Here is a 13,404-nt window from a genome sequence, read left to right on the forward strand (position 1 = left end):
CGCAAGCCTCCCCGTATCGGGAGGCTTATTTCCGCCGGAATTACGACGCTTGATTAATCTCGTCGTCTATCATATTGGCGAACAGGTCGAAACTCAGGATACCCGTGCCGATGCATGAAAAGACTGTCGTACCCGCCGCATCCTTGATCGTCAATCTCTCGGTCCAGTCATTCTGATTCATGCACTTGAGGCTGGCGCCAGGCCAGGTGACGCCGTCCACATGCAAGCCCTGCGCCGAGAAGGCCAGTTCCTGTGTCTTGACATTCAGGAAATTGCCGAAGAAGCGTTTCTTGTATACCTCGCCGCTGCTGATGTAGCGGAAAGTCACGCGCTCGCCGTCCGCCAGCTTTTGCTTCAAGACGGGCATGCGGTATTCCAGGTAACGGGAGCGAAATTCGTCCATGAATTCGTCAAAGCGCTTGAGTTCTCCGGTAGCCCATATCCAGGGCTGGTCGGCGCCCGTGCGGTAGGCAAAGTTATTGATCATGCCTGTCATGGCGGTGGAGCCGCCGGCAAACAGATACAGGTCCTCGATATCGGCAAAGGCGGCATAGCTGCGAATACCGTTCAATTCATGCACCACACCGTCTTCATGCAATTCAAAACGGCTTTTCCGCCGCTTGAGCATTATCGCGCGCATGACCAGTACCAGCACGGCGAGCAGCAATAGAAAAGCCGCCGTGCCGTACAGAATAGTCAAATTGCTGTGCGTGCCCAGCTTGGCGCCATTGCGCAAGGTCATGGCCTGCGTATCGGTCAGTGTTTTCTGAGGGATAGTCGTGCTCAGGTACAAGACAAAACCTGCCACTGCCGCCAGGATCGCCGCAAATACCGCAAACAGCCTAGGCACCGTCTTGCCATGAAAATACACGGCGAGTGCTTTATTGGTTTGCGGGATACTAAAATTGCCCATGTAATCTTCCTGTTAAATGATAGGGAGGGTTTTACAACCCGGAGGTCGAAATATATTCGGCCCGGATTGTCTCCTATCTATTACAGGAATGGCCACACGCACGCACATTCAATACTGATTTCCTACAATAATGCCCCTGATTACTGGCCGGCCACAGTTATTATCTGGCATTGCAGAATTTCCCGGGCCACCTCGGCCACGCCTTCTTCCCGTTCTCCCATTGTCGGTGCATGGGCGAAGCGTTGCAATTCCCCGTCCAATTCGAATGCCAGCTCCCGTGAATGGCGCACGATGCCCTGCAATACAAAATACTTCCATTGTTCGTCATTACCGGCCAGCACCGTTTTTATATAGGGGGCAAGGCGCGGCCCGATGCCGGCCAGGTAAGGCAGGAGCACGGCGGCCACCGGCCAGTTCACATCCTGCACCCATTCCAGGATCTGCGGCATGGCTGGACGGACTTCCTCCCAGCTCAAGGCGATCAGGGCTCGCGCGTTGCGCGTATCGTGTTTATCGCGCGGCAATGGCAGGCTCATGCGAAGCGTCCCCTCATGCGGTGCCGCCGTGCGCCAGGCCCCGCTGCACCTTCCACGCCAGCGGCAAGGTCAGCAGCAATACGGCCGCCAGCGCCAGCAGGGCCGTGTGCACGCTCGTCTGGTCGCCCAGCGCGCCGAACAGCACGGGGGACAGCGCCCCGCCGCCGATGCTGCCCGTGTAGAACAGGGCGAACGCATGCTCGCGCTTGCCGGATTCGGCCAGTTCCGGCACCACGCCATACAGCACGGATGAAGTGCCATTGAGCGCCAGTCCCAGCAGGGGCAGCATGGCCATGACGCCGGCCAGCGGCAGCCACAGGGCCAGCACGATCAGCAGCGAGGTCATCGATTCCGTCAGCCACACGGTCTTCATCATGCCGATGCGCGCGCCCAGGTAGCCGCACAGCAACTTGCCGAAGGCGCCGCCCACGAACAGCAGCGATAGCGCCACGCCGATGCCGGCCGTGCCCGCTCCCTTGCTTTTCAGCAAGAATGGCAAAAAGGTGAGAAAACCCATGCGCACGGCGCTGTCCAGGGTGCCCGTGGCCAGCAAGGCGCGAAAGCTCGCCTTCGAGCCGCTGCCGGCGATGGTCTTGCCCGCCTTCTTCGCGCCCGCCTGCAGCTCGCCCGGTTTCGGCAGCAGCCACCACAGCAAGCCGGCCGCCGCCAGGCCCAGCAAGCCCAGCAAGGAGACGCTGGCTTGCCAGCTGCACACCAATAACAGCAAGCCCACCAGCGCGGGAATCAGGGTCTTGCCGATATCGCCGGCAAAGTTGTAGTGCGACAGCGCTTCCTTCACGCCGCCGCCCGCCTCGTGCGTGTCGGTGACGATGGAAGACGCCAGCGGATGCTGCGTGCTGGCGCCCAGGCCGCCCAGCAGCAAGGCGATCAGCAAGACGGCCAGGCCGCCCGCCTGCCCCGCGATCAGGTAGGCGACGCCGGCCAGCGCCGTGCCGCCCACCAGCATGCGTTCGCGGCCCCAGCGCTTCGCCAGGCGGCTGGCCAGCAACTGGAATCCGGCCATCATGCCCGAGTAGGAACCGCGCAACAGGCCCACCATGGCGTAACTGATGGCAAACTGCGCCTGCCAGATGGGCAGGAGCACATAGATCACATCCGTCAAGCCGTCATGCACGGCATGCGCGCTGCAGGCGGCGAACAGCGAGCGGCGGCGGATCGATTTGTCGGAGGGGGACGATACGGTGGCAGCGGCGGATGGTTCAGTCATGACTTCGGCAGGAAAACGATGTGGACAGTGCAAGCTTACTACAGGGGCTGGCGGCGCAGCAGCACCTTGCCATACGTGCTCCAGCTACGCGTGCCGCCAACTTCAGGATCGATGGCAAAACGGCAACCCTGCACATAGGTAACCGCCGCCTCGACCAGTTCCGCTGGCAGGCCTGGCGCTTCGGCCACGATGCGTGCAGGGGCGCCTTCGCTGCCGATAAACATGCGCAGCACTATGCCGCTGTCATTGCTGGCCGATTTGTCGAGATTGTTATAGCCCTGGACGCGCTGGGAAGGCTGGCAGCTGCCGGGTACCAGCAAGGGACGCAAGAGCTCGGCATCATCCAGGTCCCATACATATTGAACACTAAAATTTTCCTTGGCCGCTCTATCAGCAGGGAATACGCACTGCCGCACATTGCTCAGCGCCGCATCGTCCAACACTTTCCACCCCGAACTGCGTGCCACGGATGCCGTTGCCACCTTGCCATCCTGCTCTACGGAAAAGCGCATGCTCGTCTTACCTTCCAGTTCATATAGGCGCGCCTCGCGCGGATACACTTGCGGCGGACAGGTCGCGCCCGGCATCGCCTGGCCAAGCCCGGGCAGGATGGCCAGCACCGCTGCCGCACAGCGTAAGGGGAAGCTTGCTTCATGCATCGGCATCGTGACTCCAGCAATTGCTATTAAATAAGTTTTCAATTTTAGCAAATTGCCATGAACACCAGCAAGCCGCTGGCCAAACGACGGCAGGCGCGCCACCCGGCGAGGATGGTGCGCCTGCCCATGCAAAACCTTGCTTGCCCGCTTACTTGGCCATTGCATCCTTGGCCATGCCATCCTTTTTCATCTCATCCTTCTTCATGCCGTCTTTTGCCATGGCATCTTTCGCCATGCCATCCTTGGCCATACCATCCTTGGCCATGTGATCCTTCTTCATGTGCTTCTTCGCCATCGGCTTGTGCATGCCGTCCTTGCCCATGGCGTCCTTGTGCATGGCGTCGGCCGAGGCGTCCTTGGCCATGGCGTCTTTCTTCATGGCATCTTGGGCGAACGCGGCGCCCGACATGAGGATGGCGGAAGCGATCAGGGCGGTGATGGTGGTTTTCATGATATGTCCTTGTCTCTGGGTTATATGGGCGAGATTGCCCGGTGGTAAAGCTGTTGCCGTGCTACGGGTACTGCCAAAATTGTTCAAGAACCGCCGAACCAGTTGTAGCCCTGATTCTCCCAATACCCTCCCGGATACGTATTCGTCACGAAAATGGCCTGGATGTGCTTGGGATTCTTGTAGCCCAGCTTGGTCGGCATGCGCAATTTCATCGGGTAGCCGTACTTGGGCGGCAATTCCTGGCCGTCGTAGGTCAGGGCCATGATGGTTTGCGGATGCAGGGCCGTGGCCATGTCGATGCTGGTGAAATAATCGTCGGCGCACTTGAAGCCGACGTATTTCGCCGTCGTGTCGGCGCCGACCCGCTTGAGGAAGTGGGAAAACGGCACGCCGCCCCACTTCCCGATGGCGCTCCAGCCTTCCACGCAGATGTGGCGCGTGATCTGGGTTTCCTGCGGCAAGGCGCGCAGTTGCGGCAGGGTCCACGGCTTCCTGTCGGCGATCAAGCCGCTCAATTCCAGGCGCCAGGCGTCGCCATCGACTTCTTCCACCTCGTCTTCGCCGTAATACGCGTTGAAGGGGAACGGCCGCGTGATCATGGAGTCCGGGTAGGTCGGCGCCAGCTTGGTCGGGTCGAACAGCCAGCCCTGTACCCTGTCGTTGAAGCGCGACACGGCCGTCAGCGCCGTCTCGATGCCGTACGGGTCGCTGACGTTGCAGCCGGTCAACAAGGACAGCCCGCCCAGGGTCAGGCTGCGCTGCAAAAACAAACGTCGCGACGGTTGCTTGATCTGGCGCAAGGCGTCGTCCAGCATGGCCTGGCCCTGCCTTGGCACGAGGATGGTTTTTTTCATGATCGTCTCCTTAGCGGCCGCGCAGCATGGCGACCAGGGTGCGCGGCACCAGCGCCACCATCAGCAAGTGTACGCCGACAAAGCCCGTCAGCAGCGCCATGGCGATGAAGTGGACCCTGCGCGCACTCTCGTAGCCGCCGATGAGCTCGCGCAGCAGGGGAAATTGCACGGACTTCCACAGCACCAGGCCGGACAGCACCAGCACGATGCAGTCGAGCATGACGAACAGGTAGGCGGCGCGCTGCACCATGTTGTAGCGGCGCGGATCCGCGTGGGCCAGCTTTCCTTTCAGCGCGGCAACAAAATCGGCCAGCAACAGGCGCGGCGTCAGGGGAAAGAACTGGCGCCGCAGCCTGCCCGAGGCGATGTTGATGATCAGATACAGCAAGCCATTGGCCACCAGCAGCCACATGGCGGCGAAATGCCATTGCAGGGCGCCGCCCAGCCAGCCGCCCAGGGTCAGCGCGCGCGGCAACTCGAAAGGGAAAAATGGCGCCGCGTTATAGATGCGCCAGCCGCTGGTGGCCAGCACCACGACGGCCACGGCATTGAGCCAGTGCGTCAGACGCAGCCAGGCGGGGTGGATCACGTTCGCTTGTCCGTTCATCACATCACTCCCTTCGCGCAGGATGCCGTGCTGACGGCTTGCAGGATGGCGCTGCTGTCGGCCCGCTGCACGAAGGCGACCACTTGCAGCTGCTCCGGGCGCCAGCTGGCGGGCAGGTTGACTTCGCGGCGCAGCCGGGCGTGGCCTTGCGCCAGCGCAACGGGTCCCAGCCACAGGCGCACGGCCGCATCGTGATGCAGGGTGGCGCCGCGGTTTTCGCCGCGTAGCACTTTCGAGACGATGGCGCTTTCGCTGATGGCCACGTACAGCTGGCCGCCCGCCTGCCCATCCGGCGCGCTGGCATTGGCTTCCAGCAATAATTTTCCACCAGGCCCAGACGTGGCGGACAGGCTGATATTAACGGGCGCGGCGGTCGCGTTGATGCGGCGGATGGCGGCCGGCAGTTGCGTATCCCAGCCGCGCAATTCCGTGCCGCCCACAAAGAATTGGGGCGTGTAGGCCACGTGGCGGGGCTGGTGGCGCAGCAATTCGGCCTGGCGCGCATCGAATTGCGCCTGCGCCAGCGGGTCCGTCCAGCCGATCTGGTCCCAGTACGTGACGTGCAGGGCCAGCGGCACGACCAGGCTGGCCACCCCCGCTTCCTTGCGCAAGGCGTTCAGGCGCTGGTCGGCGGGCGGGCAGCTGGAGCAGCCTTCGCTGCTGTACAGTTCCACCAGCGCCGCCGTCTGCGGCCCGCTTTGCACGGCGCAGCGCTGGCCAGCCGCCAGCTGCGCGTACGCGGGTGCCGTCGCGGCCCACAGGCAGAGCGGAACGAGGCTGGCGGCAAGGCGGTGCTTGATATGCATGATGACTACCCGTTATAGTGAATGAAGAAGCGTGCTTGCCTGTCAATTCGCCGCAATGGCCGGATTGGTTACAGCCGCCGGCAAAATTAGTGATATTTATTTTTTTCAACGCCTGTCACCAAAGGCCTGCATGCAACGAATACCTGTGAGCGAGCACCTGCATGGCACGGAATTGCGGCTGCATGGCTTGATGCTGCGCGGGCTCGATGGCGATGCGGCGGCGTATCGCAGTTTCTTGCAGGCCAGCAGCAGCCATTTGCGCGCATTCCTGCGGCGCCGCCTGCAGCGCTGGCCGGACGAGGTGGAAGACCTGGTGCAGGAGTGTCTGCTGGCCATCCACAACCAGCGGCTGACGTATGACACGGGCGTGCCGCTGACGTCGTGGATCCATGCGATCGCCCGCTATAAATTGATCGACTGGCTGCGCCGGCATGGACGGCGCGAGGCGCAGCACTTGCCGTACGACGAAGAAGATAGCGCGCAGGAACTGTTTTCCAGCGCCGATGCCGAGGCGGCCGAAGCCAGCCGCGACCTGGGCAAATTGCTGGCCAGCTTGCCGGCGCAGCAGCGCGACGCCATCGTGCATACCAAGCTCGACGGCTGGTCCGTGCGCGACACGGCGGCGGCCATGCAGATTTCGGAAGCCAGCGTCAAAGTGGCCGTGCATCGCGGCTTGAAGGCACTGGCAGCCAACTTGAGGATAACGACACCATGAAAACCGATAACTTGATCGCCATGCTGGCCAGCGGCCCCGACGTGGCCGCCGCGCCGCCCCCGGGCGCCCGCTGGCGCGCCGCAGGCACTTTGAGCGCCGGCGTACTGGGCAGCGTGGCGCTGATGGCCCTGTTGCTGGGCGTGCGGCCCAACCTGGAACAGCTGGCCCGGTTGCCCGATTTCTGGGTCAAGGTGGGTTTCGTCGCCTGCCTCTGCCTGGCGGCCTGGCAAGCCAGCCGCCGCCTGTGCATGCCCGGCGCGCCGACGCGCGCCCTGCCCCTGCTGCTCGCCCTGCCCCTGCTGCTGATGTGGGCGCTGGGCGCCCTCATCCTGCAGGAAGCCCCGCCCGGGCAACGCGCCGAGCTGTTCTGGGGCGCCACCTGGCGCAGCTGCCCTTTGCTGATCGCCACCCTTTCCCTGCCCATCCTGGCCGCCGTGCTGCGCCTGATGCGCCAGCTGGCGCCCACGCGCCTGCGCTTGGCGGGCGCGGCTGCCGGCTTCGCGGCCGGCGCCATGGCGGCGCTCGTCTACTGCCTGCATTGCCCCGAGCTGGCGGCCAGCTTCGTCGGTTTCTGGTACGTGCTGGGCATGCTGGTGCCGACCGCCATCGGCGCGGCCCTTGGCCCCAAGGTGCTGGCCTGGTAAGCGAATGACCTCCTTTTCGACGCAGTGAATCCGTTTTCGTCCCCCGTGCGTATAAGTCAGGCAGCCTGCAGTTTCTTGGACTTGTCTGTCAACGCTAACAAAAATCGGGAGAATCGAAATGTCCTTGTCACACTCGAAAACCGCGCTGGGCGCCGCCCTCATGGGCAACCTGCTCGCAGTATCCTTCACGTTGGCCATCGCGCCAGCGGCCCACGCTTCCAGCCACCGCGAAGCGCCATTCATCACGCAAAACCCCAAAGTCGACGCCACCGACTTCTATATGTTCCGCAGCTATGAGGCGGGCCGCGGCGCCTACACCACCCTGGTGGCCGACTACATTCCCCTGCAGGACGCCTACGGCGGCCCGAATTACTTCGCCATGGACCCCAACGCCCTGTACGAAATCCATATCGACAACAATGGCGACGGCAAGGAAGACCTCACCTTCCAGTTCCGCTTCACCAACACCATCAAGGATGGCCAGTTCACCGTAGGCGGCAAGAAAGTCTCGATTCCGCTCGTCATCAACGGCGGCGCGATCGACAGCGTCAATCCGGCCGGCCTGAACGTGCGCGAAACGTACAGCGTCACCGTGGTGCGGGGCGACCGCCGCACGGGTAGCAGGAGCGCCGTCACCAACGCCAGCGGCGGCGGCACGACCTTCGACAAGCCCGTCGACAACATCGGCAACAAGGCCATCCCCAACTACGCCGCGTATGCTGCGCAACATGTGTATGCCGTCAATATTCCCGGCTGCGCCACGCCGGCGCGCATGTTCGTCGGCCAGCGCAAGGACCCGTTCGTCGTGAACCTGGGCGAAACGTTCGACTTGATCAACATCAAGGCGCCCGCCACGGAATTCGCCGCGAATGCGGAGTCGGCCGCCAAGGATGACCTGGCCCGGAAAAACGTCACGGCCATCGAGATGGAAGTGCCGACCGCCTGCCTGACGGCTGGCAGCGACCCCGTCATCGGCGGCTGGACCACGGCCAGCCTGCGCCAGGGCCGCCTGCTGAACCCGGCGCCGGGCACGGCCACCACGGCTTCGAAGGAAGGCGGCGCGTGGGTGCAAGTGTCGCGCCTGGGCATGCCGCTGGTGAATGAACTGGTCATCGGCCTGAAGGACAAGGACCGCTTCAACGCCAGCAAGCCGTCGGGCGATGCGCAATTTGCCGACTACGTCACCAACCCCACGGCGCCGGCCCTGGTGGAAGTGCTGTTTGGCTCGGCAGGCGCCAAGGCGCCCACCAACTTCCCCCGCAACGACCTGGTGGCCACTTTCCTGACGGGCATCAAGGGCGTCAACCAGCCAGCGACGGTCGTCGCCTCTGAAATGTTGCGCCTGAACACCTCGATCGCCCCCACCGCCGTCGGCGCGCAAAAGCGCCTGGGCGTCATCGATGGCGATAACGCGGGCTTCCCGAACGGCCGCCGCCCCGGCGACGACGTGGTCGACGTGGTGCTGCGCGTGGCCATGGGCAAGCTGTGCACCCTGAACATCGGCTGCGCCCCGGCCGATGCCCCGGCCGGCGGCCTGCACTTCACGGATGGCGCCTTCCTCGATGAAACCTACTTCACGGCGGGTTTTCCCTACCTGAAAAACCCCATCGCCGGTTCGCCGCAACTGTAAGCCAACGAGGAGAATACGATGAAAAAGCTCCATGCATGCGGCGCCCTGGCGCTCACCTCCCTGCTGGCCGGCTGCGGTGGCGGCGGCAGCAGCCACGGCGGCGATAACGGCGACGGCGGCGTCACCCCTCCGCCCGTGGTCTTGCTCGACGCCTTCTATGTGGCCGTCAGCAACGTCATCCTGACCACCAGCGATGACAAGGACGGCGTCGCCATCGACGCCATCATGGCGACGTCTCCGGAAAATACGGAGCCGGTACCGCTGTAACGCGCGGTCACCGAGTGCGGGCGCCGGAGACAGCGTTCTCCGGCGCCCGCCCTTGCCGCCCTACCCCACCGTCGATGGCGTCCACGATGAAAACACCGATTTCCCTGCTGTGCGCCTGCCTGCCCGTGCTGGCGCCGGCCGCGCCCTACACGCCGAAAGACGGCAGCGCCGTCATCGAGCAATTGCCGCGCCGCGCCGACGCCACGCAGCTGGCCTTGCGCGGCCTGCGCCAGCAACTGAATGACACGCCGCAAGACCTTGCCCTGGCCACCAGCCTGGCCCAGCGCTACATTGCCCTGGCGCGCAGCGAAACGGACCCGCGCTACCTGGGCTACGCGCAAGCGGCGCTGGCGCCCTGGTGGCGGCAAGCGGCGCCGCCCGTCCCCGTGCGCCTGCTGCGCGCCACCATCCTGCAAAGCACCCACCATTTCGCTCCCGCCCTGCAAGACCTCGACGCCGTCATCGCCCAGCAGCCGCAAAACGGCCAGGCCTGGCTGACGCGCGCCACCGTCCTCACCGTGCAGGGCGACTACGCCCAGGCGACAGCCAGCTGCGCGCGCCTGTCGGCCTTGACGACGCAGCTCGTCACCGTCACCTGCCTTGCCAGTATCGCCAGCGTCACGGGCAGAGCCGCCAGCAGCGAGCGTTTGCTGGACCTGACCCTGCAACGCAGCGCCGGCGCGGCGCCGGAGCTCGACAGCTGGGCCGTAACCCTGCTGGCGGAAATGGCCACGCGGCGCGGAGAGGCGGCGCTGGCCGAGGCGCGCTACACGACGGCGCTGGCGCGGCAGCCGCGCGACAGCTATCTGCTGGGCGCCTACGCGGATTTCCTGCTCGACCGGCAGCGCCCGCAGGAAGTCGCCAAATTGCTGAAAGAACAGCAACGCATCGACGCCCTGCTGCTGCGCTACGCGCTGGCGCTGCAGGCGCTGCCCGGCCAGCAGGCGGCCTTCCTGGCGGCAAAAGCGGAACTGGCGGCCCGTTTCAATGCCGCCATGCAACGCGGCGACACCGTGCACCAGCGCGAACAGGCCCGTTTCGCCCTGTTTTTGCAACAGGATGTGCCGGCCGCCCTGCAACTGGCGCAGAAAAACTGGGCCATCCAGAAGGAAGTGCCCGACATGCGCATCTTGCTGGAAGCATCCGTGGCCGCGCGCAACTACGCCGCGGCGCAACCGGTGCTGGCCTGGATCGCCGCGCATGGCGTGGAAGACGTGGCCCTGCAGCGGCTCGTCAGGCAGCTGGGGCCGCAGGATGGGCAAAAACTTAGTGCCGCAAAGAAAGCAGGTGCGCTGTGAACGCCCGCATGCTCGCGTTGCTGCTCACCCTGTGCGCCTGGCTGGCCCCCGCGCAGGCGCACAAGCCCAGCGACAGCTACCTGAGCCTGGCCGTGCACGGCCAGCAGATCGACGGGCAATGGGATATCGCCCTGCGCGACCTCGATTTCGCCATCGGCCTGGACGGCAATGGCGACGGCGCGCTGACCTGGAATGAAATCCGCGCGCGCCACGACGCCATTGCCGCCTACGCGCTGCAGCGCCTGCAGGTGGCCAGCGACCAGGGCGTGTGCCCCTTGAAGGCCGTCGAGCAGCTGATCGACAGCCACACGGACGGCGCCTACAACGTGCTGCGCTTTACGGCCACCTGCCCCGGCAACGCCGCGCCCGCCACTTTAAGCATCGGCTACACCCTGTTCGCCGACCTCGACCCGCAGCACAAGGGCTTGCTCAAGATCGACAGCGGCGGCGCCACGCAAACGGCCATCTTCGACCCGGACAGCCCGCGCCAGACGATCTCCCTGGCCGCACCCGACCGCCTGGCGCAGTTCGGCGCCTACGTCAAACACGGCATCTGGCATATCTGGATCGGCTACGACCATATCCTGTTCCTGCTGTCGCTGCTGCTGCCGGCCGTGCTGCTGCCGGGCTTGCGCGAACAGCGGCAAGGCTTGAAAACGGCTTTTTATGACGTGCTGAAGGTCGTCACGGCATTCACGCTGGCCCATTCCATCACATTGACCCTGGCCAGCCTGTCGCTCGTGTCGCTGCCGTCGCGCTGGGTGGAATCGGCGATTGCCGCTTCCGTGATCCTGGCCGCGCTGAACAACCTGCTGCCCCTGTTCCGCGGCAAGCGCCCCGTGGCCGCCTTCGTATTCGGGCTGATCCACGGTTTCGGCTTCGCCAGCGTGCTGCGCGACCTGGGCTTGCCGCAGGGTTCCCTGCTGGCCAGCCTGTTCGGCTTCAACGTGGGCGTGGAAATCGGCCAGCTGGCCATCGTCGCCGCCTTCCTGCCGCTCGCCTGGCTGCTGCGCAAGACGTGGCTGTACCGGCAAGTGCTGACCGTCGGCTCGCTGGCCATCGCCCTGGTCGCTTGCGTGTGGCTGGTGGAGCGGGTGGCCGATATCAAGCTGATTTCAACGTGATGGCCGCCCGATAGCGTTGCTGGACAGCCACTGCCGGGCCACAAATCCCGGCAATCGGGCTACAATACGAACAATTCTCAATCGCATCAAGGCCTGTCTGTCCTGTGGACCGTGGCATGGAAAGGTTGCATGCTACGCCCCGAACTGGAACTGCATCGGCAAATCGAAATCCTCTACAGCGACCACCATGGCTGGCTGCAGGGCTGGCTGCGCCGCAAGCTGGGCAACGCCTTCGACGCGGCCGACCTGGCGCACGACACGTATCTGCGCATCCTTGCGCGGGGCCGCGCGCCCGCTCCCGTGGAATCGCGCCAGCACCTGGCGCAGATCGCCAACGGCCTGGTGGTCGACCTGTTCCGCCGCCGGCATATCGAGTCAGCCTATGCGGACGCCATCGCCGCACAGCCGGAAGCGCTCGTGCCGACGCCGGAAATGCGCGCGCTGATCGTCGAAGCGCTGATGGAAATCGATGCCATCCTGGCCAGCTTGCCGAACAAGGTGCGCGACGCCTTTTTGCTGTGCAAGCTCGAAGGCATGGCCTACGCCGACATCGCCGCGCGCCTCGACGTTTCCGTCTCCTCCGTGGAAAAATACATCGCCCGCGCGCTGCTGGCCTGCTGCATGGCGCAATGCGCATGAACGGCATGCACTCGCCGCCTGACGGCGCGCCTATCGCCCCCGCCGTGCTGCAGCGCGCCGCCGAGTGGATGGCGCGGCTGTGGGCGGAAGACGCCAGCGCGGCCGATGCCGACGCCTGCGCCGCCTGGCGCGCCGCCCACCCGGAGCACGAACGGGCCTGGGCCCGGCTGCAACGCTTCGCCCGGCAATTCGAGGCCCTGCCCCGCGAAGTGGCGCGCGGCGCGCTGGCGCCGGCCCAGCGCCATGCCGCCGGCCGCCGGCGCGCCTTGCAGCTGCTGGGATTGATCGCGGCGGGCGGCGGCACGGCCCTGCTGGCGCACGAATCGGGCCTGTGGCAGCGCGCCGCCAGCGATTACCGCACGGCTGTGGGCGAGACGCGCGCCATTGTGCTGGCCGACGGCACGCAGGTGGTGCTGGACACGGCCAGCGCCATCGACGTGGCATACGGCGCCGGCGAACGGCGCATCGTGCTGCGCGCGGGCGCCATCCTCGTCACCAGCGCGCACGAAACGGCGCCTGTCTACCGCCCGCTGCTGGTGGCGACGCCGCAAGGCACGGCCACGGCGCTGGGCACGCGCTTTGGCGTGCGCCTCGATGCCGACGCCAGCAAGGTGGCCGTGTTCCAGGGCGCCGTCGCCCTGCAGCCGCGGCAGGACGGCGCCGCGCCCGTGCACCTGCAGGCGGGCCAGCAGGCCGGCTATACGCGCCGCGCAGTGCAAGACATCGGCAAGGTGGAAGACAGCGCCGCCGCCTGGGCCGACGGCCGCCTGGTGGCCGAACGCATGCCGCTGGGCGAACTGCTGGCCGAACTGGGACGCTACCGTCACGGCGTGCTGCGCTGCGACGCCTCCATCGCCGGCCTGCGCGTGACGGGCGTGTATTCGCTGCGCGACACGGACCGCTCGCTGGCCAACCTGGCCCTGAGCCTGCCCGTGCAGCTGCGCTACCGCACGCGCTACTGGGTCAGCGTGGGGCCGCGCCAGGCATCCTGAAAAATATAGGCAAAATAAATGAAAAAACGTTGAGGGTTTTG

16 protein-coding genes are annotated in these 13,404 nt (G+C 65.0%); 8 read left to right on the plus strand and 8 right to left on the minus strand.

The features are described from left to right. Nucleotides 1-40: 40 nt before the first annotated feature. The 8 genes from O3300_RS03970 to O3300_RS04005 form a co-directional block, all read right to left on the minus strand. On the minus strand, nt 41-913 hold the full coding sequence (locus tag O3300_RS03970) for a hypothetical protein (RefSeq protein WP_305052111.1): 873 nt from the start codon (nt 911-913) through the stop codon (nt 41-43). 140 nt (nt 914-1,053) lie between these two features. Then, entirely contained in the window at nt 1,054-1,449 is a 396-nt protein-coding gene (locus tag O3300_RS03975) for a DUF5071 domain-containing protein (RefSeq protein WP_305052112.1), read from the minus strand. A 13-nt stretch (nt 1,450-1,462) separates the two neighbouring features. Beyond that, the gene (locus O3300_RS03980; RefSeq protein WP_305052113.1) at nt 1,463-2,677 is read right to left on the minus strand and encodes an MFS transporter; all 1,215 of its coding nucleotides are present in this window, start codon (nt 2,675-2,677) and stop codon (nt 1,463-1,465) included. Nucleotides 2,678-2,715: 38 nt separating this feature from the next. After that, nucleotides 2,716-3,501, minus strand: a complete 786-nt coding sequence (locus O3300_RS03985; protein WP_305052114.1) for an energy transducer TonB — start codon at nt 3,499-3,501, stop codon at nt 2,716-2,718. Next, entirely contained in the window at nt 3,485-3,787 is a 303-nt protein-coding gene (locus tag O3300_RS03990; RefSeq protein ID WP_305052115.1) for a pentapeptide MXKDX repeat protein, read from the minus strand. Before O3300_RS03990 ends, O3300_RS03985 begins: the two co-directional genes overlap by 17 nt. An 83-nt stretch (nt 3,788-3,870) precedes the next feature. Beyond that, nucleotides 3,871-4,602 (minus strand): molybdopterin-dependent oxidoreductase, encoded by a 732-nt coding sequence (locus O3300_RS03995; protein WP_369812282.1) that lies wholly within the window; start codon nt 4,600-4,602, stop codon nt 3,871-3,873. Between the two features lie 49 nt (nt 4,603-4,651). Beyond that, nucleotides 4,652-5,248 carry a cytochrome b/b6 domain-containing protein gene (locus O3300_RS04000; RefSeq protein WP_305052117.1) on the minus strand — a complete coding sequence of 199 codons (597 nt, stop codon included), beginning with the start codon at nt 5,246-5,248 and terminating at the stop codon, nt 4,652-4,654. Then, nucleotides 5,248-6,054 (minus strand): DUF1223 domain-containing protein, encoded by an 807-nt coding sequence (locus O3300_RS04005; RefSeq protein WP_305052118.1) that lies wholly within the window; start codon nt 6,052-6,054, stop codon nt 5,248-5,250. Before O3300_RS04005 ends, O3300_RS04000 begins: the two co-directional genes overlap by 1 nt. 130 nt (nt 6,055-6,184) lie before the next feature. Between O3300_RS04005 and O3300_RS04010 the strand changes: the two genes are divergently transcribed. From O3300_RS04010 to O3300_RS04045, 8 genes are all read left to right on the plus strand, one after another. Beyond that, nucleotides 6,185-6,769 (plus strand): sigma-70 family RNA polymerase sigma factor, encoded by a 585-nt coding sequence (locus tag O3300_RS04010; RefSeq protein WP_251348553.1) that lies wholly within the window; start codon nt 6,185-6,187, stop codon nt 6,767-6,769. Then, nucleotides 6,766-7,413 carry a DUF1109 domain-containing protein gene (locus tag O3300_RS04015; protein WP_305052119.1) on the plus strand — a complete coding sequence of 216 codons (648 nt, stop codon included), beginning with the start codon at nt 6,766-6,768 and terminating at the stop codon, nt 7,411-7,413. Before O3300_RS04010 ends, O3300_RS04015 begins: the two co-directional genes overlap by 4 nt. A gap of 118 nt (nt 7,414-7,531) precedes the next feature. Then, nucleotides 7,532-9,043 (plus strand): DUF4331 domain-containing protein, encoded by a 1,512-nt coding sequence (locus O3300_RS04020; RefSeq protein ID WP_305052120.1) that lies wholly within the window; start codon nt 7,532-7,534, stop codon nt 9,041-9,043. Between the two features lie 18 nt (nt 9,044-9,061). Then, nucleotides 9,062-9,310 (plus strand): hypothetical protein, encoded by a 249-nt coding sequence (locus O3300_RS04025; RefSeq protein ID WP_289907197.1) that lies wholly within the window; start codon nt 9,062-9,064, stop codon nt 9,308-9,310. Nucleotides 9,311-9,396: 86 nt separating this feature from the next. Then, entirely contained in the window at nt 9,397-10,608 is a 1,212-nt protein-coding gene (locus tag O3300_RS04030) for a hypothetical protein (RefSeq protein ID WP_305052121.1), read from the plus strand. Nucleotides 10,609-10,616: 8 nt separating this feature from the next. Continuing rightward, nucleotides 10,617-11,732 (plus strand): HupE/UreJ family protein, encoded by a 1,116-nt coding sequence (locus tag O3300_RS04035; RefSeq protein ID WP_305052122.1) that lies wholly within the window; start codon nt 10,617-10,619, stop codon nt 11,730-11,732. A gap of 129 nt (nt 11,733-11,861) precedes the next feature. Next, nucleotides 11,862-12,371 carry a sigma-70 family RNA polymerase sigma factor gene (locus O3300_RS04040; RefSeq protein WP_305052123.1) on the plus strand — a complete coding sequence of 170 codons (510 nt, stop codon included), beginning with the start codon at nt 11,862-11,864 and terminating at the stop codon, nt 12,369-12,371. Continuing rightward, nucleotides 12,368-13,363 carry a FecR domain-containing protein gene (locus O3300_RS04045; RefSeq protein WP_305052124.1) on the plus strand — a complete coding sequence of 332 codons (996 nt, stop codon included), beginning with the start codon at nt 12,368-12,370 and terminating at the stop codon, nt 13,361-13,363. The genes O3300_RS04040 and O3300_RS04045 overlap by 4 nt, the downstream gene beginning before the upstream one ends. Nucleotides 13,364-13,404 lie beyond the last annotated feature (41 nt).

Source organism: Janthinobacterium sp. SUN206, from assembly GCF_030587305.1.
GTDB lineage: Bacteria > Pseudomonadota > Gammaproteobacteria > Burkholderiales > Burkholderiaceae_D > Janthinobacterium > Janthinobacterium kumbetense.